At 50.0% G+C, this 25,664-nt stretch carries 25 protein-coding genes; 1 reads left to right on the plus strand and 24 read right to left on the minus strand.

Annotation, left to right across the window (positions count from 1 at the left end; genetic code table 11):
• Nucleotides 1-247: 247 nt before the first annotated feature.
• The 10 genes from L7D49_RS03610 to L7D49_RS03655 all read right to left on the minus strand — a co-directional run bounded on the left by L7D49_RS03610 (nt 248) and on the right by L7D49_RS03655 (nt 14,158).
• Nucleotides 248-1,846: a CTP synthase gene (locus L7D49_RS03610; protein ID WP_238079456.1), complete on the minus strand. Its 1,599-nt coding sequence runs from the start codon at nt 1,844-1,846 to the stop codon at nt 248-250.
• A gap of 175 nt (nt 1,847-2,021) precedes the next feature.
• Entirely contained in the window at nt 2,022-2,618 is a 597-nt protein-coding gene (gene rpoE / locus L7D49_RS03615; protein WP_336246370.1) for a DNA-directed RNA polymerase subunit delta, read from the minus strand.
• A 57-nt stretch (nt 2,619-2,675) separates the two neighbouring features.
• Nucleotides 2,676-2,840, minus strand: coding sequence for a hypothetical protein (locus tag L7D49_RS03620; protein WP_238079458.1), 165 nt, complete (start codon nt 2,838-2,840; stop codon nt 2,676-2,678).
• 266 nt (nt 2,841-3,106) lie between these two features.
• Nucleotides 3,107-6,364 carry a fused isobutyryl-CoA mutase/GTPase IcmF gene (gene icmF / locus L7D49_RS03625; protein WP_238079459.1) on the minus strand — a complete coding sequence of 1,086 codons (3,258 nt, stop codon included), beginning with the start codon at nt 6,362-6,364 and terminating at the stop codon, nt 3,107-3,109.
• A 26-nt stretch (nt 6,365-6,390) separates the two neighbouring features.
• A complete protein-coding gene (locus L7D49_RS03630) occupies nt 6,391-7,017 on the minus strand; it encodes a TetR/AcrR family transcriptional regulator (RefSeq protein ID WP_238079460.1) in 627 nt (208 codons plus the stop codon).
• 12 nt (nt 7,018-7,029) lie between these two features.
• The gene (locus tag L7D49_RS03635; RefSeq protein ID WP_238079461.1) at nt 7,030-8,169 is read right to left on the minus strand and encodes an acyl-CoA dehydrogenase; all 1,140 of its coding nucleotides are present in this window, start codon (nt 8,167-8,169) and stop codon (nt 7,030-7,032) included.
• Between the two features lie 29 nt (nt 8,170-8,198).
• Entirely contained in the window at nt 8,199-9,338 is a 1,140-nt protein-coding gene (locus L7D49_RS03640; protein ID WP_238079462.1) for an acyl-CoA dehydrogenase, read from the minus strand.
• Between the two features lie 71 nt (nt 9,339-9,409).
• On the minus strand, nt 9,410-10,261 hold the full coding sequence (locus L7D49_RS03645) for a 3-hydroxybutyryl-CoA dehydrogenase (protein ID WP_238079463.1): 852 nt from the start codon (nt 10,259-10,261) through the stop codon (nt 9,410-9,412).
• A 362-nt stretch (nt 10,262-10,623) separates the two neighbouring features.
• Entirely contained in the window at nt 10,624-11,820 is a 1,197-nt protein-coding gene (locus L7D49_RS03650) for an acetyl-CoA C-acetyltransferase (RefSeq protein ID WP_238079464.1), read from the minus strand.
• A 187-nt stretch (nt 11,821-12,007) separates the two neighbouring features.
• The gene (locus tag L7D49_RS03655; protein WP_238079465.1) at nt 12,008-14,158 is read right to left on the minus strand and encodes a heterodisulfide reductase-related iron-sulfur binding cluster; all 2,151 of its coding nucleotides are present in this window, start codon (nt 14,156-14,158) and stop codon (nt 12,008-12,010) included.
• Between the two features lie 202 nt (nt 14,159-14,360).
• On the opposite strand from L7D49_RS03655, the gene L7D49_RS03660 reads away from it, so the two are divergent.
• Complete coding sequence (locus L7D49_RS03660; RefSeq protein WP_238079466.1) at nt 14,361-14,513, plus strand: hypothetical protein; 153 nt, start codon at nt 14,361-14,363, stop codon at nt 14,511-14,513.
• Nucleotides 14,514-14,850: 337 nt separating this feature from the next.
• Here L7D49_RS03660 and L7D49_RS03665 read toward each other — a convergent pair whose 3' ends face one another.
• The 14 genes from L7D49_RS03665 to L7D49_RS03730 all read right to left on the minus strand — a co-directional run bounded on the left by L7D49_RS03665 (nt 14,851) and on the right by L7D49_RS03730 (nt 25,560).
• Nucleotides 14,851-15,042 (minus strand): hypothetical protein, encoded by a 192-nt coding sequence (locus L7D49_RS03665; protein WP_238079467.1) that lies wholly within the window; start codon nt 15,040-15,042, stop codon nt 14,851-14,853.
• Nucleotides 15,043-15,101: 59 nt separating this feature from the next.
• Nucleotides 15,102-15,785, minus strand: coding sequence for a hypothetical protein (locus tag L7D49_RS03670; RefSeq protein ID WP_238079468.1), 684 nt, complete (start codon nt 15,783-15,785; stop codon nt 15,102-15,104).
• A 151-nt stretch (nt 15,786-15,936) separates the two neighbouring features.
• Nucleotides 15,937-16,422, minus strand: coding sequence for an ECF transporter S component (locus L7D49_RS03675; RefSeq protein ID WP_238079469.1), 486 nt, complete (start codon nt 16,420-16,422; stop codon nt 15,937-15,939).
• A gap of 2 nt (nt 16,423-16,424) precedes the next feature.
• On the minus strand, nt 16,425-17,006 hold the full coding sequence (locus tag L7D49_RS03680) for a cob(I)yrinic acid a,c-diamide adenosyltransferase (protein WP_238079470.1): 582 nt from the start codon (nt 17,004-17,006) through the stop codon (nt 16,425-16,427).
• Nucleotides 17,003-17,416, minus strand: coding sequence for a bifunctional adenosylcobinamide kinase/adenosylcobinamide-phosphate guanylyltransferase (locus tag L7D49_RS03685; RefSeq protein WP_238079471.1), 414 nt, complete (start codon nt 17,414-17,416; stop codon nt 17,003-17,005). The genes L7D49_RS03680 and L7D49_RS03685 overlap by 4 nt, the downstream gene beginning before the upstream one ends.
• A complete protein-coding gene (locus L7D49_RS03690; protein WP_238079472.1) occupies nt 17,368-17,967 on the minus strand; it encodes a histidine phosphatase family protein in 600 nt (199 codons plus the stop codon). The genes L7D49_RS03685 and L7D49_RS03690 overlap by 49 nt, the downstream gene beginning before the upstream one ends.
• Nucleotides 17,940-18,704, minus strand: a complete 765-nt coding sequence (gene cobS, locus L7D49_RS03695) for an adenosylcobinamide-GDP ribazoletransferase (protein ID WP_238079473.1) — start codon at nt 18,702-18,704, stop codon at nt 17,940-17,942. Before cobS ends, L7D49_RS03690 begins: the two co-directional genes overlap by 28 nt.
• Nucleotides 18,701-19,531: a cobyric acid synthase gene (locus L7D49_RS03700; protein ID WP_238079474.1), complete on the minus strand. Its 831-nt coding sequence runs from the start codon at nt 19,529-19,531 to the stop codon at nt 18,701-18,703. The genes cobS and L7D49_RS03700 overlap by 4 nt, the downstream gene beginning before the upstream one ends.
• Nucleotides 19,497-20,117: a bifunctional adenosylcobinamide kinase/adenosylcobinamide-phosphate guanylyltransferase gene (locus tag L7D49_RS03705; RefSeq protein WP_238079475.1), complete on the minus strand. Its 621-nt coding sequence runs from the start codon at nt 20,115-20,117 to the stop codon at nt 19,497-19,499. The genes L7D49_RS03700 and L7D49_RS03705 overlap by 35 nt, the downstream gene beginning before the upstream one ends.
• A complete protein-coding gene (gene cobD, locus L7D49_RS03710; protein WP_238079476.1) occupies nt 20,099-21,178 on the minus strand; it encodes a threonine-phosphate decarboxylase CobD in 1,080 nt (359 codons plus the stop codon). The genes L7D49_RS03705 and cobD overlap by 19 nt, the downstream gene beginning before the upstream one ends.
• Nucleotides 21,165-22,121, minus strand: a complete 957-nt coding sequence (cbiB, locus tag L7D49_RS03715; protein ID WP_238079672.1) for an adenosylcobinamide-phosphate synthase CbiB — start codon at nt 22,119-22,121, stop codon at nt 21,165-21,167. Before cbiB ends, cobD begins: the two co-directional genes overlap by 14 nt.
• Nucleotides 22,121-23,593 (minus strand): adenosylcobinamide amidohydrolase, encoded by a 1,473-nt coding sequence (locus L7D49_RS03720; RefSeq protein WP_238079477.1) that lies wholly within the window; start codon nt 23,591-23,593, stop codon nt 22,121-22,123. The genes cbiB and L7D49_RS03720 overlap by 1 nt, the downstream gene beginning before the upstream one ends.
• Nucleotide 23,594: 1 nt before the next feature.
• Nucleotides 23,595-24,587: a FecCD family ABC transporter permease gene (locus L7D49_RS03725; protein WP_238079478.1), complete on the minus strand. Its 993-nt coding sequence runs from the start codon at nt 24,585-24,587 to the stop codon at nt 23,595-23,597.
• Nucleotides 24,580-25,560: an ABC transporter substrate-binding protein gene (locus L7D49_RS03730; RefSeq protein ID WP_238079479.1), complete on the minus strand. Its 981-nt coding sequence runs from the start codon at nt 25,558-25,560 to the stop codon at nt 24,580-24,582. Before L7D49_RS03730 ends, L7D49_RS03725 begins: the two co-directional genes overlap by 8 nt.
• Nucleotides 25,561-25,664 lie beyond the last annotated feature (104 nt).

The raw sequence follows: 25,664 nt of genomic DNA on the forward strand, positions 1-25,664 counted from the left end.
TGAACGCCAGATCATCGAAAGGAACGCCAGAAACCGCGGATGAACGCCAGATCATCGAATTGAACGCCAGAAAACGCGGATGAACGCCAGATAATCGAATTGAACGCCAATATCTCCGGATGAACGCCAATAACTCGCCGGCTTTTCCAACGTAAAAACCACCCTCTTGCAGCTGTTTTCAACTGTTGAAGGGTGGTTTTCATCGTTCGAACTATCAACCTGTTTGCCGCGTGCGGCCAGGATTATTTTATTTATTATGTTGAAGCGCAGCGTTGACGAATTCACGAATGAGCGGCTGCGGACGCGTCGGACGTGATGCGTATTCCGGATGGAATTGGCAGCCGATGAAGAATGGGTGGCTTGGCAGTTCCATGATTTCAACGAGCCGCTGATCCGGGCTGATGCCGGCTACGACCATGCCCGCTTGCTCAAATTGCTCTTTATAAGCCGTATTGAATTCGTAGCGGTGGCGATGGCGCTCTTCTACGAAATCTTTACCGTATGCTTCGTATGTTTTTGTGCCTTGTTTGATTTCACATGGATAATTGCCCAGGCGAAGTGCACTTTCGTCTTCTCTGCCGCGGAAATCCGGGTGGATGACGAAAATTGGATCTTTTGTATGCGCGTCAAATTCAACAGAGTGCGCATTGCCAAGTCCCATGACATCGCGTGCATATTCGACTGCAGCCAGCTGCATGCCAAGGCCGATGCCGAGGAATGGAAGATTGTGCTTGCGTGCATAGGCAACTGCATGAATCATGCCGTCTACGCCCCGCTCGCCGAAACCAGCAGGAACGATAAGACCTTCGACATCTTTTAGCATCTCCGCTACATTGCCTTCTGTCACTTCTTCCGAGTTAATCCATTTAATGTCGATATCGGCATCAAACGCATAGCCCGCGTGACGCAATGCCTCCACGAGGGAGATGTAAGCATCTTGCAACTCCACGTATTTTCCTACGAGGGCCACGCGTACTTTGTTTTTCAAGTTTTTCACGAGGCTGACGATTTCCTCGATGCTGCCCATTTCAGGCGCTTTTGTTTCAAGGCCAAGGAACTCGACAACGATGTCATCCATGCGTTGCTCGTGCAAACGGAGCGGCACTTCGTACAATGTTTCTGCGTCACGTGCCTCGATGACTTCTTCCGGTTTGATGTTACAGAAAAGAGCGATCTTATCTTTCATTTCCTGCGGCACCGGATATTCGCTGCGCACGACGATCATGTTTGGCTGGATGCCCAGGCTGCGAAGTTCTTTAACGCTATGCTGCGTCGGCTTTGTTTTCATTTCGCCTGCTGCCTTCAAGTAAGGAATAAGCGTGTTGTGGATGTACATGACATCATCTTTGCCAAGGTCTGTTTTCATTTGACGGATGGCTTCAAGGTATGGAAGAGATTCGAAATCGCCGACGCTGCCCCCGATTTCCGTGATGACGACATCCGCTTTCATTTCCTGCCCTGCACGTTTGATCAATGTTTTGATTTCATTCGTGATATGCGGAATGACTTGGACAGTCGCTCCGTTATACTCACCGTTCCGCTCTTTTTGAAGAACGTTCGAGTACACTTTCCCCATTGTGATGTTGGAGTACTTATTCAATTCGATGTCGATAAAGCGCTCGTAATGGCCGATGTCGAGATCCGTTTCTGCGCCGTCTTGGGTGACGAACACTTCACCATGCTGTAACGGGCTCATCATCGTTGGGTCTATGTTAATGTATGGATCGAATTTTTGCATTGTCACTTGTAATCCGCGGTTTTTGAGAAGCCGTCCGAGAGATGCTGCGTTGATTCCTTTACCTAGCGAAGATACGACACCGCCGGTAATAAATACGTATTTTGTCATGAATAACTCCTCCATTCTTTTTTCGGGGTGTGACCGGATGCATATGAAACAACAAAAAAGCTCCTCGTTGTAGTCTATCTACAAGAGGAGCGCATATACATGAATTCATGTGTCCTTTTTCAAGGAGCCCAATTAAATCTTAATTCTTCAGGAGCTCGAAGTCAAGCAATAATTATTAGAGATCTTCTTCGTCCTCTTCTAACTCTTCCTCATCTTCCTCATCGAGTTCTTCCTCGTCAATGTCGAGTTCCTCGTCCGGAATGATTTCCAGCTCATCGTCCGCATCAATTAGATCTTCTTCGATTTCGATGATGTCTTCCTCTTCTTCTTCCTCATCGAGGTCTTCATCATCATCTTCTTCGTCGAGTTCATCATATTCCTCATCGAACAATTCTTCATCCTCGTCTTCTACGAGATCTTCCTCTTCTTCCTCGTCCTCATCGTCATACGCCTTCTTCTTTTTCTTCTTGCGTACTTTAACGACTGGAGCTGTTTCCTCTTCGATTTGATCGACTGGATACCACTCACGGAGGCCCCAACGATTATCGTGGATAGCAAGGAATCTACCGTCGATGTTCATATCCGTATAAAATTGCAGGAGCTTGTCTTGCATTTGATTTTCATTCATACCCGTCAATTCGCGGATTTCATCCATCAACTGCTGAAGGGTCAATGGTTCGCGCCGGTCTGTTAAAATGGCAAACGCAATGTCAATCATGGATTCTTCAGCTAGTTCTTCTTTTGTCATTTCTTTAAGATTCAATAGACGCACGTCCTTTCCCTGAACATAAGCATACTTATCATTATATACAAAGCTGTCCCTATTATGCTACCATCTTTTACTCTTCTTGAATCGTCTGAACTCTTTGATGCTCAGGCACGAAAGGTACGAGGCTGCGAGCAAGAATGGGATCGCGCCCAAACCGGCACCGTACATGAAATAAATCAGGACAATAATGATCAAAATGATGATTGCGTGATGGTACGTTTTCATGCCGGCCTGGCCCCCTTCGCTTGTATCCTTATTATACGGATGTTGAACATCCAAAATCCACTAAGAATCCAACAAATTGAAAATGTTTTAGTCTTGACGTCCTATGAATCCAATGATTTGGAATTATGGTTTTTCGGCATTCTAATAAAACGCCCAAGTATTTACATATGTTATGTGTACCCTATTTATTCATTAGTTAGTCACTTGGCATGGAAGAAAGGACGATCCGCTGGTGGATCGTCCTTCAAGTTTCTGTAGCTCTTCCCTTACATATTCCTTCTATATTGGCCGCCCACTTCGTATAACGCGTTTGTGATTTGGCCAAGACTTGCCACTTTAACGGTTTCCATCAGTTCAGCGAATATGTTGCCGCCCGTTGTCGCCACTTCCTGAAGATGACGAAGCGCCTGCTCGGCTTTCTCTTCATGCTGCTGTTGGAACGAACGCAAATTGGCAATCTGCGTTTCTTTTTCTTCTTTCGTCGCGCGTGCGATTTCCATGTTATCGATGTCTTCTTCCGATGGCGGATTCGGGTTCAGGTACGTGTTGACGCCGATAATCGGCAATTCGCCCGAATGCTTCTTCATCTCATAATGCATCGATTCCTCTTGGATTTTGCCGCGCTGGTATTGCGTCTCCATGGAACCGAGCACGCCGCCACGGTCATTCAGACGGTCAAACTCCTGAAGGACTGCTTCTTCCACGAGGTCTGTCAGTTCTTCGATAATGAAAGCCCCCTGGAGCGGGTTTTCATTTTTAGACAGGCCATGTTCCTTCGTAATGATCATTTGGATTGCCATTGCCCGGCGCACCGATTCTTCCGTCGGTGTCGTGATCGCTTCATCATACGCGTTCGTATGGAGCGAGTTGCAATTGTCTTGCAGCGCCATAAGAGCTTGCAACGTCGTCCGGATGTCATTAAAATCAATCTCCTGCGCATGCAGGCTGCGGCCTGATGTTTGGACGTGGTATTTCAGTTTTTGGCTCCGTTCATTGGCGCCGTATTTCTCCCGCATAGCGACTGCCCAAATGCGGCGCGCCACCCGCCCGATGACCGTATATTCCGGATCAAGGCCATTCGAGAAGAAGAACGATAAGTTTGGCGCGAAATCATCAATTTTCATTCCACGGCTCAAATAATATTCAACATACGTAAAACCGTTTGCCAGCGTAAACGCAAGCTGCGAAATCGGGTTGGCCCCGGCTTCCGCAATATGATAGCCCGAAATGGAGACGGAGTAGTAATTCCTCACCTTATGATCAATGAAGTACTGCTGGATATCCCCCATCATCCGGAGCGCGAATTCCGTCGAGAAGATACATGTATTCTGTCCTTGGTCCTCTTTCAGAATATCCGCCTGTACTGTACCACGGACGACTTGGAGCGTTTTTTCCCGGATGTCAGTGAATTCCTCGACAGTCAATGTCCGGCCGAGTTCCTCTTCCAGCTTTCTCACCTGCTGATCGATTGCCGTATTCATGAACATCGCCAAGATGATTGGAGCTGGTCCGTTGATGGTCATTGAAACGGATGTCGACGGCGCACAAAGGTCGAAGCCGTCGTACAGTTTCTTCATGTCTTCCAATGTACAAATGCTGACGCCTGACTCCCCGACTTTTCCGTAAATATCCGGCCGTTCGTCAGGATCTTCCCCGTATAACGTTACGGAGTCGAAGGCTGTCGATAAGCGTTTCGCGTCGTCGTCTTTCGACAAGTAATGGAAACGGCGGTTCGTCCGTTCCGGCGTCCCTTCTCCCGCGAATTGGCGTTTCGGATCTTCCCCTTCGCGCTTGAACGGGAACACTCCGGCTGTGTATGGGAAGGAACCTGGTACGTTTTCCTTGTACACCCAGCGCAGGATTTCGCCATAGTCCTCATATTTCGGAAGTGCGATTTTCGGGATCTTGAGTCCTGATAAACTTGTTGTCCTCAGGATCGTGCGGATTTCTTTATCCCGGATTTTTGTGACGAATTCATCGCCTGCATACGCCTGCTTTAAGGCTTGCCAGTTTTGAAGAATCCGTTTTGATTCGCCTGTCAGCTCCTCACGCACGCCTTCCGCAAGCGACTCTAGTGATGCAATGAGCGCATCCTCAGGGGCAGAATCCTTAACCGCCTGAAGTGCACCTTCCAATTGGAAAAGCCTACGCGCAAGGTCCACCTGCTGGGCTGATTTTTTATGATAGTCCCGAATCGTCCCGGAAATTTCACGCAAGTAATGCGTCCGGTCGTTTGGAATGATGACGTTCTGCTTTTGCGTCTTGACGAACTCTGTGTAAGATGTTTCCCAGTCGAGTGAGCATTTTTCATTCAGCTTCCCTACAAGCGCTGCGAAAAGCGAATTTGTTCCTTTATCATTGAATTGGCTCGCAATCGTGCCGTACACCGGCATCGTATCCAAGTCCTTATCGAACAGCATATGGCTCCGCTGATACTGTTTTTGCACTTGGCTCAACGCATCTTCGGACCCTTTCCGTTCGAATTTATTAATGACAATCAAGTCCGCAAAGTCGATCATGTCGATCTTCTCCAGCTGCGTCGGCGCACCGAATTCGCTCGTCATGACATACATCGACACATCGGATATTTCCGTAATTTCCGCGTCCCCTTGCCCGATTCCGCTCGTCTCCACGATAATCAAATCGTAGCCGGCCGTTTTCACGACATCGAGCACATCTTGGATGGCACCGGACAGTTCAGTTCTGGAACCGCGTGTTGCCAAGCTGCGCATGAAAACACGTTTGTTGAAGATGGCGTTCATCCGGATCCGGTCACCAAGAAGTGCGCCTCCCGTTTTCTGTTTCGTCGGATCTACTGACAGGATAGCGACTTTCTTCTCCGGCAGCTCGCGAAGGAAGCGGCGGATCAATTCATCTGTTAATGAACTTTTCCCGGCCCCCCCTGTCCCCGTAATCCCAAGAACAGGCGTCTGCTTCGACATGCTTCTTGCCTTTTCGATGAACGCTTTCGCGTCCTCGCTGCCTTTGTCATGCATTTCTTCCGCATACGTGATCAAATTGGCAAGTACTTCAGGCGCCTCTGTGCTGACACGGTCAAGATTCGCCAGCTCATCCGCTTTTTCCGTCAGAAAATCACATTCTTCCATCATCCGGTTGATCATCCCTTGGAGACCGAGCTTGCGACCGTCTTCCGGAGAGAAAATCCACGCAATGCCGTAATCATGCAATTCTTTGATTTCCTTCGGCAAAATGACACCGCCGCCTCCGCCGTAGATGCGGATATGTGGGGCTCCCTTTTCCTGCAGAAGATCATGCATGTACTTGAAATACTCGACATGTCCGCCTTGATAGGAAGAAATAGCGATGCCTTGCACATCCTCCTGGATTGCCGCATTGACGACTTCCTCGACCGAACGGTTATGACCGAGATGAATGACTTCTGCACCCGTTGACTGCAAGATGCGGCGCATGATGTTAATGGAAGCGTCGTGTCCATCGAACAGGCTGGATGCCGTCACGAAGCGGACATGATGCTTTGGTTTATAAATATCTACTGTTGCCATGAGTGAACCACCCCTTCTGCTTCATTTCACGAACGTGATGTGATCCCTTTGAATAATTGCTCTGTTTGCATTTCAATAAATTCCTCTATTGAATAGCGGCTGTGCAAGGCCCATCTGCGGAACGCCCACATTTGCCCTTGAACGACGATATGGTGGGCAGCCAGGTTGATTTCCTTGTCCGCCAGCCGCAATTCACCTGATGCGACACAAGACGCAAGCAAGTTTTCAAACAAGCCGACCATCTCAAGCTCTTTTTTCAAAACATATTGCAGCGCATCCTTCGGCAAGGACTTCGATTCCTGATACATGACAACAAATTCATCCGCCATATCATCGATCAAGCTGAAGTACTCGCCGATCGCAGCCCGCAGCCCCTCCAGCGTCCCTTCCTGCTGCATGACAGAGGAGAGCCGGGATTGCACTTCGTGGTAAATGTTGTCACACACTAAATAAAGGACATCTTCCTTCGTCCGGATATATTCGTATAACGTGCCGATGCTGAACCCGGCCGCTTTTGCGATCTCGCGGGTCGTCGCGCGGTGGAACCCCTTTTCCTTGAAGAGCTTCACCGCGCCGTCAATAATCTGCTCGCGTCTTTTTTCAATCAACCCTTCATCTTTGACAGATGATTTCACTTCACGTTTCAATTGCATTACGCACCTCCGTTACTTCGTCAACATGCGGGAGATGACAAGACGCTGAATTTCCTGCGTTCCTTCATAAATTTGCGTAATTTTCGCGTCACGCATGAAGCGTTCAACTGGATAATCCTTCGTATAGCCGTAGCCGCCAAACACTTGAACCGCTTCCGTCGTCACTTTCATCGCCGTATCGCCAGCCATCAATTTAGCCATCGCAGACGCTTTTCCGTACGGAAGATTGTTCGATTCCAGCCACGCAGCCTGGTACGTAAGCAAGCGGGACGCTTCCGTTGCCGTCGCCATATCAGCGAGCTTGAAGCCCACTCCTTGATTTGCCGCAATTGGTTTGCCGAATTGAACACGCTCTTTCGCATAATCGACCGCTGCGTCGAGTGCGCCTTGCGCGATGCCGACTGCTTGAGCCGCAATTCCGTTCCGACCGCCGTCGAGTGTTTTCATGGCGATAATGAAACCTTCTCCCTCTTCACCAAGCAAATTCTCTTTCGGCACGCGGCAGTTATCAAACATGATTTCAGTTGTAGGCGAGGAACGAATTCCAAGTTTCTTCTCTTTCTTGCCGACTGAGAAACCAGCGAAATCTTTCTCAACGATGAAAGCGCTCGTTCCTTTATGTTTCGACTCTGGATCCGTTACAGCAAAGACGATATAAATATCTGCTATGCCGCCGTTTGTAATGAAGATCTTCGAGCCATTCAACACGTAATGATCGCCGTCCAGCTTCGCCGTTGTGCGCATGCCGCCCGCATCTGAACCTGAGCCTGGCTCCGTCAATCCGTACGCGCCGATTTTCGTTCCTTCTGCCATTGGACGAAGGTACTTCTGTTTTTGCTCCTCTGTACCGAATTTGTATACCGGCCATCCTGCTAGAGAGGTGTGTGCGGAAAGTGTTACGCCCGTGGAAGCGCAGACACGTGAGAGCTCTTCGACTGCGATGACATAGGCAAGATAGTCGCTGCCGATGCCGCCGTACTCTTCCGGCCAAGGAATGCCTGTTAAGCCGAGCTCCGCCATTTTCTTGAAGATATCCATATCGAATCGTTCTTCTTCATCACGTTCCGCTGCTGTTGGCGCAACGTCTTTCATTGCAAAATCACGAACCATTTTCCGGATCATTTCATGTTCTTCTGATAATTTAAAGTCCATCTCATTTTCCTCCTATTGAGTTGTCTATGTTAATAGTTGATTAGATTTTTTGTAATAACGAGGCGTTGAATTTCGCTTGTGCCTTCATAGATCTGCGTCACTTTCGCATCGCGGAAATATCGTTCCACCGGGTAGTCTTCCGTGTAGCCGTAGCCGCCGAAAACCTGCACTGCCTCGATTGCATTGTCCATCGCTGCTTGCGAAGCGAACAATTTAGCCATGGAAGCTTCCTTACCACATGACTTCCCTTCCGCTCTCAGCTGGGCAGCCCGGTACACAAGTAGCCTTGACGCTTCAGCTGCCGTCGCCATATCAGCGAGTTTGAAGCCAACGCCTTGATTGGCAGCGATCGGCTTACCGAACTGCACGCGTTCCTTCGCGTATCCGGATGCCGCTTCCAAAGCCGCTTCCGCAATCCCAAGGGACTGGGCGGCAATGCCGATCCGGCCGACATCCAAGTTCGCCATGGCGATCTTGAACCCTTCGCCTTCTTCGCCAAGCCGGTTTGCAGCAGGCACTTTCATATCTTCGAAAGTCAATTGGACGGTCCGCGAACCGTGCAAGCCCATCTTCTCCTCGTCCTTGCCGATCACGAGACCCGGCGTGCCTTTATCGACAATAAAGGCGGTAATGCCCTTCGTTCCAAGTTTCGGCTCGGTGGAAGCGAATACGATGTAGACATCTGCCTCCCCGCCATTCGTAATAAATACTTTGGAGCCGTTTACTATGTAGTGATCATCCTGCCGCACGGCCCGTGTCTTCAATGACCCCGCGTCAGAGCCCGATTGTGGCTCTGTCAGGCAGAAAGCCCCCAAGTATTCACCGGATGCCATCTTCGGAATATACGTCTCCTTCTGTTTCTCAGTACCGAAATAAAGAATCGGATTCGTCCCGACAGACGTATGAACGGAGAGAATGACGCCGACAACGGCACTCACCTTCGACAACTCATGAATGGCGATGATATAGGAAACGAAGTCCATCTCCGAACCGCCATATTTTTCAGGCACCGTAATGCCCATCAAACCGAGTTCCCCCATCTTCTTCAGGATCTCCCGTGGAAATTCCCCCGCCTCCATATTCGGAATGAACGGTTCAATTTCTGATTTAGCGAAATCCCTCACCATGGTCCGCATCATCTGCTGTTCTTCGGTGAATCGTAAATCCATTTGATTGATCTCCTTTGCCATTTACTTAAGGTCTCATAGTGACCTGGTCTCAGAACCTGACGTGATGTTCGTCAGGCATATTCATAAAAGCCGCGACCCGATTTCTTGCCGAGCCAGCCGGCATTCACATATTTCCGAAGCAGCGGACACGGACGGTATTTGGAGTCGCCGAATCCTTCGTACAACGTTTCCATAATGTATAAACACGTATCAAGGCCAATGAAATCAGCGAGCTGAAGCGGTCCCATCGGATGGTTCATGCCCAGCTTCATCACTTCATCGATCGCTTCCTTGGATGCAACGCCTTCATATAACGTAAAAATCGCTTCATTGATCATCGGCATTAAAACACGATTCGCGACAAATCCAGGGAAGTCATTCACTTCAACCGGTGTCTTAGACAGTTTGCGGGTCATCTCTTCCACCGCATCGTATACCGCATCTTCTGTTGCCAATCCACGAATGATTTCCACAAGTTTCATGACCGGCACCGGATTCATATAATGCATTCCGATCACCTTGCCCGGACGATTCGTCACCGCTGCTATTTCTGTAATCGGCAATGACGACGTGTTTGTCGCAAGAATGGCATGCGCAGGAGCGATGCCATCCAGCTGCTTGAAAATGGATTTTTTAATGTCCATATTTTCCACGGCCGCTTCGATGACAATATCCACATCCGAAGCATCCTGCAAATCGAGTGATTTCGTAATGCGAGCCAGCACCTCTGCCTTTTCGTCCTCTGTCAGACGACCCTTTTCCACATTGCGAGATAAGTTCTTTTCAATAACCGCGAACCCTTTCACAAAGGATTCTTCTTTAATATCATTCAACTTCACATCATAACCGGCCTGCGCACAAACCTGAGCGATGCCGCCCCCCATTTGTCCCGCACCGATCACCATCACTTTTTTGATTTCCATGTCCATTTCCTCCGTTCCCCTTACTTGATCTGTTAGATTGCAAATGTATTAAATTTAGTTTTAATATAAATTCTCTTTTGTCGTTGAATCATTCTGCCACGCTGAAGGGATGTGCTTAACCGGCGGCATGGCGCGCATAAACGGGATGGAACCGAGCATAAAACCGTTTAGCCGCGCATAAGTTCGCGACACACGCGCATACCGCCGCCTTATCCGCGCATAACCAATGGCCAGGCGCGCATAAACCGGATCATACCGAGCATAAAACCGCTTATAAGTAGCGCCTCAGAGTTACTAGTTACTGCTGATACGTCAAATGGCATCCAAAATTAGCATGTAACTCGTTGCCTTACCCCAAGCTGTCACTTTTCTTTTGCCACTTCAATCATGATGGCGTCGCCTTGCCCGCCACCCGAACAGATGGATGCAATGCCGATACCGCCGCCTCGGCGTTTCAATTCATAGGCAAGTGTCAAAATGATCCGCGTGCCGCTTGCACCGATCGGATGACCGAGTGCCACCGCTCCTCCGTTCACATTCACTTTCTCTGGATCAAGTCCTGCGATTTGTGAACTGGCAAGCGCCACGGCTGCAAATGCTTCGTTTATTTCAAACAAGTCGATATCTTCAAGTGTTTTCCCTGTCTTTTTCAATAACTCGTTAATAACTAAACCAGGTGTCTGCGGGAAGTTTTGTGGTTCAACCGCCACTTCCGCATGCCCAATAATTGTGGCAAGCGGGTTCTTACCTTCTTTCAGCGCACGCTCTTCATTCATTAACACGAGCGCGCATGCCCCATCATTGACTCCCGGAGCGTTCCCTGCCGTGATGGTGCCGTCTTTTCCGAAAGCCGGACGTAATTTAGCCAATGATTCAAGCGAAGTATCGCGACGCGGCGCTTCATCGAGCGCTACCAAAACCGGATCTCCTTTACGCTGAGGGATTTCGACGGGAATGATTTCTTTTGCGAAGAAGCCTTCATCGATTGCATTCAACGCACGTTCGTGGCTTCGAAGCGACCATTCGTCCTGCTGCTCGCGGCTAATGGAAAACTCTTCAGCTGTGCTGTTGCCATATGTCCCCATATGAACACGTTCCGGTGAAAACGAACAAGATAAGCCGTCGTAGATCATGCCGTCAACAAGGGACGCATCCCCCATCTTCAATCCAAACCGGACGCCAGGTGCATAATACGGTGCGTTCGACATTGATTCCATGCCGCCTGCCACGATCACTTCCTCCTCGCCAAGCCGGATGAGCTGATCAGCGAGTGTGACGCTTCGCATACCAGAAGCACACACTTTATTGATCGTCTCTGTTTTGACGTTCCATGGAATGCCAGCTTTTGTCGCGGCTTGCCTCGATGGAATTTGGCCTTGGCCTGCCTGCAATACAGTACCGATAATGACTTCATCGACTTCATCTGGCTGAACGCCTGCACGATCCAATGCCCCTTTGATCGCGAGGCCCCCTAAATCACTTGCTGTTTTCTTGGAAAGTGCACCTCCCAACTTTGCAAATGGTGTGCGTGCCCCTTCGAGAATAACTGTCTTCGCCATTCCAACCCCTCCTGTTTTGATAGCGTTTACATTTTTATTTTCCATCGACGACTGAACGCTCGCTCGATGTTCATTTAGAAAAAGAGGGAGTGTTGCGCACTCCCTCTTCGGTTTTGGAAACTACCAGTCTTCTTGGTATTTCATATTTTCTTAATTATATCGCTGTTCTGTTCTGTCTGCAAACATCTTATTGCATAACCGGCTCTTCCTCTTCCTCGATTGCCGGCTGCCAATCTTCACCGAAAACAGAACGCTCTAGCAACTCTGCAATATCATATGTGCCGACTTTATCTTCGACTTCAACTGCTTTCGTTCCATCTGACAACATCGTCAAGCAGAACGGACATCCGGAAGAAATGATGCCCGGGCTCACTTCAAGCGCCTGCTCTGTACGAGCAACATTGACACGGTGCCCTGCGTCTTCTTCCATCCACATGAGACCGCCGCCAGCTCCGCAGCACATTGCATCATTGCGATTCCGCTTCATTTCGACGAGGTTAACGCCCGGAATAGCTTTCAAAATTTCACGCGGCGGATCATACACGTCATTGTAGCGGCCGAGGTAGCAGGAATCATGGAACGTAATCGTTTCATTGATCGCATGCTTCGGTTCCAGTTTGCCGGCTTTCACCAGCTGATCAAGAAGCTCCGTATGGTGGATCACTTCCGCTTTGAATCCAAAATCCGGATATTCATTTTTGAAAATATTATAGGCATGCGGATCGATTGTCACGATTTTCGTAACACTATTTTTCTCGAATTCTTCAATATTCGCAGTCGCAAGTTCCTGGAATAAAAACTCGTTCCCGAGGCGTCGCGGCGTGTCTCCTGAGTTCTTTTCTTTATTACCGAGAATCGCGAACTTCACGCCTGCCTCATTCATCAGATGCGCAAACGCAAGTGCGATTTTCTGTGAACGGTTGTCGAACGCACCCATTGCGCCGACCCAGAACAGATACTCGAATTCTTCACCCGATTTTTTCAATTCCTTAACCGTCGGAATATGAAGGTCCGGACGTGCATCGCGCCAATTCTCCTTCTCCTTCCGGTTCAAGCCCCACGGATTTCCTTGGCGTTCGATATTCGTCATCGCCCGCTGTGCATCCGCATCCATCTTCCCTTCCGTCATAACAAGATAACGGCGCAGGTCAATGATTTTATCCACGTGCTCATTCATAACCGGACATTGATCTTCACAATTCCGGCAAGTCGTACAAGCCCAAATTTCCTCTTCGGTAATGACATCCCCGATGAGTGACGGGCTGTAAATATCGTCGATCGTCGCGCCTTCCATACCAGCAGCGAGTGCAATTTGATTCCCCTTCGTCTGCTTGAAGGCGAATGTCGGCACCCATGGCTGCTTCTTCGTTACAAGTGCACCAGTATTCGTCAAATTATCGCGAAGCTTTGTAATCAAATCCATCGGCGAAAGCATTTTACCCGTGCCTGTTGCCGGGCACATATTCGTACAGCGGCCGCATTCCACGCACGCGTAGAAGTCGATCATTTGCTTCTGCGTGAAATCGGTGATTTTGCCAACCCCAAGAGCCGGCATATCATCTTCGTCTTCCGCTTCCTCCAGCGCTTCAAAATCGATCGGCGCCAATTTCCCGCGACGGTCGAAGCGCATCATATACGTATTAACCGGTCCAGCAATCAAATGCGCGTGCTTCGATTGCGGCACATAAACGAGGAACGTCAGCAATGTTAGCAAATGAATCCACCAGGCAACGAAGAATATGGCCGCTGCTGCTGTTGGCGATAAAAATGCGAAAGCGCTTGCAATTGCGGACGCCATAGGCTCCGTCCAAGTCGTTTCATGCCCCTGCCAAATCATATTCATGCCATTCGCAACCAATGTAGACAACATGAGTGTCCCGATGAAAATAAGGACAAGCCCCGACTTCCATCCTCGTTTCAAACGGACAAGCTTTTCAACATAACGGCGATGGAAAGCCCATACAACCGCCACTAAAATCATGAAAACGACGATTTCCTGGAAAAAAGTGAACGCACCATAAATCGGACCAAACGGCAAATGCGACCCCGGTTTTAGCCCTTTCCAAATGAGATCAATCGCCCCAAATTGCACAAGCAGGAACCCATAGAAAAACATGACGTGAATCGAACCACTTTTCTTATCCTTCAATAACTTCTTCTGGCCAAACACATTGACCCAAACTTCCCGCAAACGCTCCGAAACCCGGCTATCAAACTCTTCTTTCCGGCCAAGCTTAATATACTCAACACGCGTGCGAATCAAATATGTGAACAACGCCAAAGCATACGCCGTAACCGCAAGGAACAAAACCAAGTTGGCAATCAATAACGGTTTCATCCATGTTCTCCCCTTTCCCAATCATATGAACGTTACGAATAGTGTAGTAGAAAATTATACAGATGTCGATATTCTGATTCTAGTTTAGAATATGAATGAGCATTCAGTCAACGTTTATTTTCAATCATTCAGGAAAGTTGGAGTTTTTTGATGTGTAGGGAATTTGTTTTTGGGGGCGGCGGATAAAGGGGGTATGGAGACATTGGGGTTGGAGATTGAAATGGCCGGCAGGATTGGTTTGGTGAGTAAAGTTAGTTGGGTTGATTGTCCGGCGATTGTAATAGGAATGGAAATAGACTTGGGGCTTGCGTCAAACTTTGAAGGAGATACCAAATTAACCGGGGGCCTCACCTAAACTGGTGGCCTCGCGCCAAATTATTGAGGAATTCGCCAAATCAACTGGGTATCGCGCCAAATCAGCGAGAGAAACGCCAAATAACCGGAGACCGCGCCAAATTACTGAGGAAAACGCCAAATAAAGTTGGAACGCTAATTAATCTGGATGAACGCCAGTAAATCAAATCGAACGCCAGTTAATCCGGATGAACGCCAATAATTCAAAACGAACGCCATTAACTCCGGATGAACGCCAATATATCAATACGAACGCCATTAACTCCGGATGAACGCCAATATAACAAAACGAACGCCATTAACTCCGGATGAACGCCAATATATCGAAACGAACGCCATTAACTCCGGATGAACGCCAATATATCGAACGCCAGATTACCTACCTGAACGCCAGTAAAACAAACCGAACGCCAGATAACCCGCCTGAACGCCAGTAAATCAAAACGAACGCCAGATAACCCGCCCGAACGCCAGTAAATCAAAACGAACGCCAGATAACCTAAACCACCAGCAAAGTCCAACCAAAACAAAAAACCTGCAAATCCCTTTCCTCAAAGGATCTACAGGTTTCACCCAACTACTTTGCAACTCAACGCACCACAACCAGCTCATGCAAGTTCTCTCCAAAATGCGATTTCGCTTCGTCCACGCCACCTACAGGGACAGCGACGAGTACGCAGGTGGATGGTCCCGCGGAGGCTGCCATATCGAGTGGAGATTGAATTGTTATATCATCACTCTCAAATAAATCCTGCACTTCTTTCAGCAAACCGCCTGACCCGACAGGCCATAGACGCTTGACCAGCCCAAATTGAAGCGCTTCGCGAATGGCACGAAGCGAGGCGACTTGCTGTTCCTGTTCAAGCACAGCGTTTCCGACGAGAGGAACGCCATAAGTGAACCAAACGACTTCCCCTTCTTCCACGGCCCTTATCTGTTTGCCGATCATGGTAACCGCAACTGCAGATTGCAGAAGAGTCATGTTTGTCTCAGTGCTCCCTGTTATCGACGGCGGTGCTATACCGGCTTCTTCAAATACTTCCCGAACGCCGGCTTCATAGGCAGGCCAGCTTTCCGGACCGCTGAAGTTATGGATGAGCGCGGCGATCGGTTCAGCTCCTGCCGCCCATTGTTCGAGCAGTGCCACGCGGGCGGCAAATCGTGCGGTCGTCCGATCGGGAACGCTGACGATATCCGCCGCCTTCATTCCGATACCTCCGGAATTATCGGTCGAAAGAATCAAACCGCCTTCCAAGTGGACTGCATTTCTCATTCGCTCCAACCGCCTTCCTACCTTCCGTCTAACCAAATTTCAGTTTCCCTACAGGTCCTTATTGAATCATCCAATTAAACGTTGTGTCTCTTGATTCAAACCTGCTTCAAAGTTTTCTCCATCCAACCGCTTTTCATTTCCACCGCAACCCTCATTGAATCAAACCAGCCCTCCGGCTCATCGCCTTCTCTACCGCCGGCATGACGATACCGGCAACCGCTGCATTTAATACTGTGGCGAGGAAAATCGCCGGAACGGCACCGATGAAGAATGCCGGAGACACGAGGAAATAGAATGGCAACGGGGCCAACAGCCCGTTTGCGACAATGAAGAATAGCCATTTCCATACGTGCCGGCCGCTTTTATGAAGTCTCGCAAACACAAACAAAATGACAAACATTTCGATCGCAATGAGCAAATGGAACGGCCCGAGCGGAAATCCCGCGTACATGGCAGACGACAAATGGCCGATCGACGATGCGAGGCCGGTGAAAACCGGCGGTAAAAATGCCGCGGCCAATAATGCCGGCACGGTATCCAGCGCGAGCGAACCGATGCCGGAAGGGATTTTGATAAATCCTCCGATGGCGCATAGTGCCGCAAAAATTGCGGTTAACGTCAGTCTCTTCAGTTGCATGTTCAGTCCTCTTTCTTTTTCCCTGTCCGGAACACTTTCGCACTGCGGACATACTCATTATCCGGCACGCCGATCCGCGCATTGACAATCCGCGCTGCTACAAATAAATAATCGGATAGCCGGTTTAAATATTTCTGTACAGTTGGCGGCACTTCTTCTTCCGCTTTCATTAACGTTACGGTCAGACGTTCTGCCCGTCTTGTCACGGTTCTCGCGATGTGAAGCGTCGCGGCTGCAGGCGAGCCTCCTGGCAAAATGAATTTCTCGAGTGGCGGTGCTTCCTCCATTAAGGCATCGATCCGCTGTTCGAGGACTTCAATCGGCTCCTCCGATAATTTATAATGGCGCTCCTTCATTACATTGGCCAAGTCCCCGCCGCCATCGAACAATTCGTTTTGAATCGCTTCGAGGTCTTCCAATAAATCTTTGAATTTATCTGCATCCAGCTCCGTCATCGCTTTCCCGATAAATGAATTCAGCTCATCAATCGTTCCATAAGCCTCAACGCGCAAGCTGTCCTTATCGACGCGCCCGCCGATTAAACTTGTTTTCCCCTTATCCCCAGTTCGTGTATAAATTTTCATCCTGTCTCTCCCCTTTTCTTCAATGTTTGTGCAAGACCGTACCAGATCCGGGTCACTTCATCCGCTTCCGCCATAAGCCATTGGTAGAGGCGTCCGCATTGATCCCGAAGTTTCCGTTGTTCCGGATCGACCGGCACAATGCCACGGCCAATATCCGTCAGAATGACGACGGTTTCCTTGCCTTCTATTCCTTTTATTATATGATTCCATGCATCGGCTTCGTCCATTGAAGAACGCTCCAGCCACTCCTCGATGCGGTCCAGTACAATGAATTCCGAATCCACTTCCGCCAAACGGTCCAAACTCCATGCATGCCCCTCACCGACCCACTCCCATTGGGACGGCTCCTCCATCCAGTTTCTTACAAACTCTCGCTTTCCGTTATGGGCACCTCCGATAAAGATATGCACGGCAACCCCTCCTTCAAGTCGTCGTAATGGCGCCACACCAGCTTCCAAACCGATCCATGCGGAACAGCCCATGACCAAAAATCACTTGGCCCTTCCGGTGAAAAAAGCGCTAACATCGACCGAATTGGCCCGCCATGTGTGACAATGACGCTTCCGGACGGCATATCCAAAAGCGCTGACCGCACTCTCGCTTCCACTTCGGCCAAACATTCTCCGCCTCTTGGAGCCACTCCCTTTGGATCGTCTATCCACATGCGGTACTCCTCATCCGTTTCCAGCTCCGCATATGTTTTTCCTTCAAAATCTCCGAAATGGCACTCCCGCCACCTGCTATCTGCCACGTAGGCCGCCTCGGGGAAATAAACAGCTGCACTTTCCTTCGCACGGAGCAAATCGCTTCCGTACACTGTCTTGACCTCACCGAATAAATCCAGCCGCGACCTGCCGTGGCCACTTGAAATCGCCTCATCGGTCCAGCCTATATATTGGCGCTTCCTATTCCCTTCAGTTGGCAAATGGCGAATCAAATACAGATGATGATCGTCAACCATACTAGCGCCTCCATCCCTTCCACAAACGCACCGGCCAAATCGCCGGTTACGCCGCCGAAGTTACGGACCGACCATCGACGGTAAATCAACAAACCGAGTGCTATTACGCCCAACAGAATAACAGAAAGCACAATGTTTCCGAAGTAGTACCCCAGAAGAATCAAACCAACAATTCCAATCCCAATCGACCAGCCGAAAAGGATGCCCTTCTTCAGTTTCCCTTGGAAGAAGTACGCCAGCCCCTCCTCTTTCGCTGTTCGGATGGACGCGAAATATACATTCATCCCTGCCCTTGCCAGGAAAGGAACCGCCACATAAAGCAGCACATTCCCTTTCCCTGCGGCAATTAATTCCTGAAACAAAGCGATCTTGCCGGCAATCAATAATACGATGGCCATCGTACCAAATGCGCCGATGCGAGGGTCTTCTAATATTTCGAGCCGTTTTTTCTGGTCACGGTAGGAGAAAAAAGCATCTCCGGCGTCCGCAAATCCATCGACATGCAGACCGCCCGTGAGTCCGATTCCAACCACTACGACGATGACCGCTGTCAGGAAGGATCCCATGCCGAGCATTTCTGTACAGAGCCACGCCGCGCCGAACATGACGGAGCCGATAAGCGCGCCGATGAACGGGAGCGCCATGTACATGCCGGTCACTTCCTTCTTGCCGAGCGGCAGCTCTTTCCGCACAGGGATGGATGTGAAAAACTGCAATGCCAGCATCAGTCCGGTCATTTCGCTTCACCCGTGAGCAGTGATTTGATGTACAGCCAATCGATATGTGCCTGGATATACGCCGCCCATTCGTCATAACGATCGATTCCTTGCGGGGCGTCCTGCACTGCGCGTTCCATGTCCTCTTCTTCGATGCCATGGTCTGCTTTAAACGGGATGACGCCTGCCACACGGATGCCCGTATAGGACTCAATGAATTCAATGCCGTCCTGAAATAATTCGACATCTCCATGGAATTTATTAATAACAATTGCTTTGACACGGGCCCGGTGTTCTGGCGCCAGCAATTGAAGCGTTCCTACGATTGAAGCGATCGCACCGCCGCGTTCGATGTCCGCAACGAGCAAGACCGGAGCATCCGCCATGTCCGCAACACGCATATTGACCAGTTCGCGGTCATTCAAGTTCACTTCCGCCGGACTGCCCGCTCCTTCGATGATGACCGTGTCGTAAAGGCCGGCCAGCTTATCGAGAGAGGAACGGATCGCTTCGATGCCGCGTTCGAAAAATTGATCGCGATAGGCCATCCCTTCTACAGGGCCGAATTTCTCTCCGTTCATGAAGACATTCGATGTTTGATTGCCGCAAGGCTGTAATAAAATCGGATTCATCTCGATAATTGGCGCCGTCTTAGCGGCTTCCGCCTGCAAATATTGCGCCCGGCTCATCGTTTTCCCATCCGGGAGAACCGCAGCAAACCGAGACATGTTTTGTGATTTGAAAGGAGCGACTTTGATTCCTTCATTCGCGAGCGATCTACAAAACGCTGTGCAGAGCATCGTTTTGCCGACGTCAGACGCCGTGCCCATGACCATTAGTCCGTTCATCCCTGCTTGCCTCCTCCCGTTTCCAATAAACCGCAATGCCATGATCCATTTCGATTGCTGTACTCGACAGCTGGACAATCTGCCGGTGCAGCCGCCCAATCCAGTCGCAATAGATTCTTGTTTCTTCATAGATGGAGGCCGGTTCATCCAATACTTCATTCGACACGATGATGAAACGAGACGCCCGCTTCGCGATCGCCTGAATCGTCCGGATCACTTCATCCGCTTTCCATTCCATGCAACCCGGTTGTCCAATGCACGGCGCCCCAATTTCCCATCCGTCGTACAATTCATTCGCGAGCCATGTAGTCAGGCAGTCCCAGAGGACGAAATCACCTTCCTGGATTGTGCTGAGTGCCTCTTCCAAGCGGGTCGGCTGCTCGATCGTCAGCCAATTGTGTCCGGCTCGATCCGACTGGTGCTTGCGAATCCGACTCTCCATTTCCTCATCTGTTGCTGTTCCAGATGCGATATAGACGAGTCGGCCGTGCTCTTCTTCCGCTTCTTTAACAAGCATTGCTTCCGCGAACGAACTTTTCCCCGAGCGGACCCCGCCGCTGATGAACGTCAGTTGGCTGCGAACCATCGATACAGCTCCTCTTTCAACAGATTCAAATCCGTTTCGCTTTTCATGCCGACTCGCAGCCAGCGGCCGTCCATCCCTTGGAAATTCTCCGAATGGCGCAATACCATGCCACGCGCGAGCATGTCCGAATACAATTTGTTTGCGTCCTGACCCTCTTTCAATGAGAACGCCAAGAAATTGGAGACGGAATCTGTTACCGTGCATCCTTCTGCCCGTAAAAAGGCGGTTATTTTTTCACGTTCCACTTTCGCGTGTTCGATCGCCCGCTCCCGGTATTCCTGTTCGCCAAGGCAGATCGCACCGATTTCAGCAGCGATGCCATTCACGTTCCAGTGGGGAGCTGTCTTCTTCATTTCTCCGATAATGGATGGGTCCGCCGCGATATACCCGAGACGAATACCGGGAATTGCATACATTTTCGTCATCGAACGCACGACGATCATGTGCGGGAATGCATCTAGTTCAGGGATGAATGACAAGGATTCATCCACAAAATCAATGAATGCTTCATCGAGAACGACCTCAGTCCCGACTTCCCTTGCCCGCAAAATGATAGTCCTCAATTCTTCCCGTGTCGGCAGGATGCCCGTCGGATTGTTCGGCGTACAAAGGTAGATGACATCCGCCTGCTCCATAGAGTCCAATATCGGCTGAAGCGGCAATTGAAAACCGTTTTCCTCCGATGCCACAATTGGCTGGATGCTCACTCCGTTTGCCCGCAAGGTTGCTTCATATTCTGAAAACGTCGGATGGACGACGATCGCCCGTTTGCCGCGATACCGTGCCGCTAGAAGCGCCAACAATTCCGCAGCCCCATTTCCAGCGAGCAATTTCGCTGCGTCCACGTTGTGAAAAGCAGCCGCCGCTTGCTTAAAGGGCTCACCATCTGGGTGCGGGTAGGCGGATAGCTTACACATTAAATCCGGCCATATATCCAGCACAGTTTGTGGCGGTCCTTCCGGATTGCAGTTCTCACTGAAATCGAGAATTTGCTCTGGCGCCTCCAGTCCGAATCGCTTATAGAGCTGACGGGGGTTCGCCCCATGATCAGGTAATCGCATAAATTAACACTCCTACTCCGGTCATCACAAGCCAAAAAACAAACGCCACTGTATGCATTTGACGGATGGCCTTTTGAATATGCATCGCGCGAAGCGGTGTCGTGCCCGGCCCAATTTCCGGACGGTTCGACACAACGCCTCTGTATGTATTAGTTCCACCAAGTTTGACGCCAAGCTGCCATGCAGTAGCAGCTTCCAAATACCCGCTGTTCGGGCTCGGGTGCCTGCGAGCATCCCGGAGCCATCCAGCAAGCCGTTTGGAGAGAGGCGTGCCTAATTCATTCCGGGTAACCAGCATCATGAGCAAGCCAGTGATCCGTGCGGGAAGGAAATTCAACACATCATCCGCACGTGCCGAACATTTGCCGAATTGCTCATACCGTTCATCCCGGTAGCCAACCATGGAATCGAGCGTATTCACGGTTTTATAGAGCCATAATCCGGGTGCCCCGAAGAGGAACGCCCAAAATAAGGGGGATGTCACGCCGTCCGCCGTATTTTCGGACACTGTCTCGATGGCGCCACGGGCAATCTCCCCTTCTTCCAAATGCTCCGTATCCCTTCCAACTATCCAGGACAGCTTTTCACGCGCTTTCCCCATATCGCCCGCCTTAAGAGGTTCATAGACATCCATCGCTGCGTCTTTCAAGCTTTTCTGTGCTAATCCGATGGCGATCAGAAGGGCTTCGACCAAGATGCCTACGTACAAGTTGACTTGGTAAGCAATGCTGACGATGGCTAGGACAATAGCCGTCACGATGGTAATCATGACAACAAACAGGACCGCCCCTTTCGCAAATCGGCATCGTCCTTTATTCAACAAACGGGTCAATTTCGAAATGGACGTGCCGATCCATCTGATAGGATGGGGCCAGTTCGGCGGATCTCCAATGAGGCGATCGAGAACAAACCCTATAGCGATGGCAATAAAATGTGCGGGAATCATACCGTCCATCCCTTCGCTTTCTTGTAAGCGCGAATCGCGCGGATTGTGCACTCATACACGCCGTGACCGACCAGTTTGCCTAACGGCGTGATGGGACCGGCATACGGCAGCCACTCTCCCCTTTGCGTCGCCGCAACTAGCAGGCTGTCCGTTGAGGTGCCCGTTGCAATCGTTCCAGTGAGCGGGTCGAGAACTTCTTCATCCTGAAGGGCTTTCGTCTTCGCTTCGGTCGCTGTAATCATCGCCTGGATGAACGTCTCATCCGGTAAATGTCCATTCACAATGACCCACGTGTTAATCGTCCCGATGCGCTGCTCCTGATCCCGGGTAAGTGTCTTGGATACATCGACCGCATTGCCGACGCCGGCAGTCACCGCAATAATAATGGAACCAAACTCCCCATTGAATTCTTCAATTTCTACATGCTCCGTCGTGACAGCCGTCATCATGCCTACCGTTTCTGTTAGATGGAATCCTTCTCGCTCCAGATAGGCCGCATTTTCCGCCTGAACATCATCACAATTGTAATTCGCATCGACATGACGGTTGACGAAAGCCCGATACCAGCCCATTCCAGCATTGTGTACAGCAGAAGATAATGTCTTTAGCGGCTGGTCGGCTGTTAGCGAAACATGTTTTGAAGAGACCTCAAACTGCTCTTTCGTGACGATGAACGGCTTCATTTCATCCATTGTATCAGGAAGGAGCGTCATCTGCGGTTTTGGCAATTCCGGATGCGGCTGAGTTTTGACCCGCGCCTCATACACACTGCTGATCATGGAATCTTTGACGACATCGAGCGGGCTGCCGATCATGGCGATGCGTCCCTTCTCCATAAGCAATAGCCGATCGCAATAAAGAGAAGCCAGGTTGATGTCATGGAAGACCGAGACGACCGTGACTCCTTTTTCGACCGCATGGCTGCGCACTGTATCAAGCAATTGTTGCTGGTGTGCAATGTCAAGATGGTTCGTCGGTTCATCCAGCAATAAAATCGGTGCTTCCTGTGCCAGCGCCTGGGCCACGAAGACACGTTGCTGCTCGCCGCCTGACAGAATTTCAATCGGCGTATGTTCGTATTTCGTTACCCCGGTATACGCCATCGCGTCCTGTACCGCTCGTTCATCCTCTTTGGACCAAGTCGAGAAAAGCCCGGACTGGTGCGGGTATCTGCCGAGCGATACGGTTTCTTTGACGGAATGCGAAAAAGCATGGGCATGAAGCTGCGGCAGCACCGCCACTTTTTGGGCGAATTGTTTTTGTGAATAAACACTGGCATCCTGCCCGTCGATTTCAACGGTTCCTTCTTGTTTCGGCAAAATGCCGGATATAATTTTCAGCAAGGTTGATTTCCCGCTGCCGTTCGGGCCTAAAATACCGAGTATCTCTCCTTTATTCACTTCAAATGAGATGTGCTGGACGACCGGTTCCTTCCCGTATCCCCCTGACAGATTGTGCACCTTGAGCATATTACATGGCCCCTTTCCGTCTCTGTCGATAAAAGATGTATGCGAATACTGGCGCACCGATGAACGAAGTGATGACACCGACCGGCAGTTCCGAAGGCGAAATGATTGTTCGTGCAATCAAATCACAAATAATTAATAACGTCGCTCCATTGAAGAAAGATAGCGTCAATAAATGACGGTGATCCGCTCCCCACAGAAGTCTTGTCATATGCGGAACGACGAGGCCTACGAAACCAATCGTCCCAGATACAGCCACAGCTGAACCCGTCAAAATGGAACCTCCGATGAGAATCATGAATTTACGCCTGCGTACATTGACACCTAAATGATGCGCCCGCTCTTCGCCGAACAGCATGGCGTTCAGCTCCCGCCGGTTGAGCCAGAGGATGAATGAGCCAATGATAACGAATGGCAGCACCATGACGATATATTTCCAACCGCGCATCGACACACTTCCGAGCAACCAGCCGATAATTTGCCGCAGCTCTTCCCCGGTCAGCGCAATCATCAGCGAGAGGACTGAGCCGAGAAACGACCCGAAAATGATACCAGTCAAGATGATCGTCTCCATTTTCATGGACCGGTCGACGAGTCTGGCAAATCCGAGCACGAGGAACATCGTTACTGCGGCGCCGACCATGCTGAAGATTGGCAACGTATACGCGCCCAGCATCGGAATGGATAAGCCAAAAAAGAGTGTCACAACCGCACCTACCGAGGCGCCGGATGACACTCCGAGGGTGTATGGATCGGCAAGCGGATTTTTCAGCAATCCTTGGAACGCAGCACCTGCGATGGCAAGCGATGCACCGACAAGGCCCGCCAATATGACGCGCGGCATGCGGATTTTCCATAGAATATTTGTTGCTGTAGTATCCGACGAATCCCAGAACGTGCTCAGCGGCACTTTCACCGTTCCGATGGATACACCGAGCCATACCGCCACAACAAGTGTGGCGGCACTCACGATGTAGGCGATGCCTGTTTTATTCACCGAACGCCTCTGGGTAAATGGCTTTCGCCACTTCTTCCAGTCCTAGCGCCAGGCGAGGGCCTGTCCGGCTCGTCATATTCTCATCAACTTGAATGACACGGTCTTCTTTGACAGCTGTAATATCGCTGAAGCCGTCGCGGTTTTTCACGCTCTCCACGATATCCGGCACATAGCTGTACATGACAATGATCACGTCAGGGTTTTGCTTCACGATTTCTTCAGGACTGATCAAGGCCCAGTCATCTGCCGTTACAACGTTTTCTGCACCGATCATATCAAGCATTTCCTGCATGAAAGTCCCTTTGCCAGGTGCATAAATGTCAGGTGCATCGGATGTTTCAACAAAGACACGCTTCTTTGTCTCGACGTCTTTTGTTTTCGCAACGACTTCGTCCACTTTCGCTTTCATGTCCGCTACGATTTTTTCAGCTTCTTCCGTCTTGCCTGTTGCTTCTCCGATCGTGTTGATCGTTTCATATGTTTCATCAAAGTTCTTCGCATTTTTTACGACAAACACCGGAATACCCGCGTCGCGGATTTGCTGCCAGCCTTCTTCACCTGAGCTTTGTCCCATTTCATTCGCGAACACAACGTCCGGGCCCATAGCAATGATTTGCTCGACATTGAATTGCATGCCGCCAACCTTTTCTTTTTCAAGCGCTTCTTCCGGGTAATTATCGAAATCAGTAACGCCGACAATTTCATCATTTAAACCAAGAGCGAACAGGATTTCCGTGTTGCTCGATTGCAAGGAAACAATTTTCTTAGGTGCTTCCTCAAATGTGAACTCATTGCCAACCGCATCGGTCAATGTAACCGGGAACGCAGGAGCTGCCTGCTCGGAATCGCCAGCTGTTTGTTCGCTCGTTTGCTCTGTTGCATCCTCTTTCTTTGGCTCATCCGACGTGCCACATGCCGTCAAAAGCAATGCGGCGAATATAGCCGTCAACCAAAGTTGCCAAAACTTCTTCATCCTGTCTTCCTCCTAATGATTCCAAACAAAAATCCCCCGTCAGATAAACGGAGGACAACGTCTAGTAAAAATCCGGCCGCGCCAAAGCGCACCGACTCTTCACC

Source organism: Sporosarcina cyprini (assembly GCF_022048975.1).
In the GTDB taxonomy this organism is placed as follows: domain Bacteria; phylum Bacillota; class Bacilli; order Bacillales_A; family Planococcaceae; genus Sporosarcina; species Sporosarcina cyprini.

Excerpts from the sequence above, each read along its gene's own strand:
- L7D49_RS03610 (WP_238079456.1), bottom strand. The coding sequence starts at position 1,846 with ATGACAAAATACGTATTTATTACCGGCGGTGTCGTATCTTCGCTAGGT.
- L7D49_RS03620 (WP_238079458.1), bottom strand. The coding sequence starts at position 2,840 with ATGAAAACGTACCATCACGCAATCATCATTTTGATCATTATTGTCCTG.
- icmF (WP_238079459.1), bottom strand. The coding sequence starts at position 6,364 with ATGGCAACAGTAGATATTTATAAACCAAAGCATCATGTCCGCTTCGTG.
- L7D49_RS03630 (WP_238079460.1), bottom strand. The coding sequence starts at position 7,017 with ATGCAATTGAAACGTGAAGTGAAATCATCTGTCAAAGATGAAGGGTTG.
- L7D49_RS03635 (WP_238079461.1), bottom strand. The coding sequence starts at position 8,169 with ATGGACTTTAAATTATCAGAAGAACATGAAATGATCCGGAAAATGGTT.
- L7D49_RS03640 (WP_238079462.1), bottom strand. The coding sequence starts at position 9,338 with ATGGATTTACGATTCACCGAAGAACAGCAGATGATGCGGACCATGGTG.
- L7D49_RS03645 (WP_238079463.1), bottom strand. The coding sequence starts at position 10,261 with ATGGAAATCAAAAAAGTGATGGTGATCGGTGCGGGACAAATGGGGGGC.
- L7D49_RS03650 (WP_238079464.1), bottom strand. The coding sequence starts at position 11,820 with ATGGCGAAGACAGTTATTCTCGAAGGGGCACGCACACCATTTGCAAAG.
- L7D49_RS03655 (WP_238079465.1), bottom strand. The coding sequence starts at position 14,158 with ATGAAACCGTTATTGATTGCCAACTTGGTTTTGTTCCTTGCGGTTACG.
- L7D49_RS03670 (WP_238079468.1), bottom strand. The coding sequence starts at position 15,785 with ATGAGAAATGCAGTCCACTTGGAAGGCGGTTTGATTCTTTCGACCGAT.
- L7D49_RS03675 (WP_238079469.1), bottom strand. The coding sequence starts at position 16,422 with ATGCAACTGAAGAGACTGACGTTAACCGCAATTTTTGCGGCACTATGC.
- L7D49_RS03680 (WP_238079470.1), bottom strand. The coding sequence starts at position 17,006 with ATGAAAATTTATACACGAACTGGGGATAAGGGGAAAACAAGTTTAATC.
- L7D49_RS03690 (WP_238079472.1), bottom strand. The coding sequence starts at position 17,967 with ATGGTTGACGATCATCATCTGTATTTGATTCGCCATTTGCCAACTGAA.
- cobS (WP_238079473.1), bottom strand. The coding sequence starts at position 18,704 with ATGACCGGACTGATGCTGGCATTGCAGTTTTTCACATCCATCCCTGTG.
- L7D49_RS03700 (WP_238079474.1), bottom strand. The coding sequence starts at position 19,531 with ATGAACGGACTAATGGTCATGGGCACGGCGTCTGACGTCGGCAAAACG.
- L7D49_RS03705 (WP_238079475.1), bottom strand. The coding sequence starts at position 20,117 with ATGGTTCGCAGCCAACTGACGTTCATCAGCGGCGGGGTCCGCTCGGGG.
- cobD (WP_238079476.1), bottom strand. The coding sequence starts at position 21,178 with ATGCGATTACCTGATCATGGGGCGAACCCCCGTCAGCTCTATAAGCGA.
- L7D49_RS03720 (WP_238079477.1), bottom strand. The coding sequence starts at position 23,593 with ATGCTCAAGGTGCACAATCTGTCAGGGGGATACGGGAAGGAACCGGTC.
- L7D49_RS03730 (WP_238079479.1), bottom strand. The coding sequence starts at position 25,560 with ATGAAGAAGTTTTGGCAACTTTGGTTGACGGCTATATTCGCCGCATTG.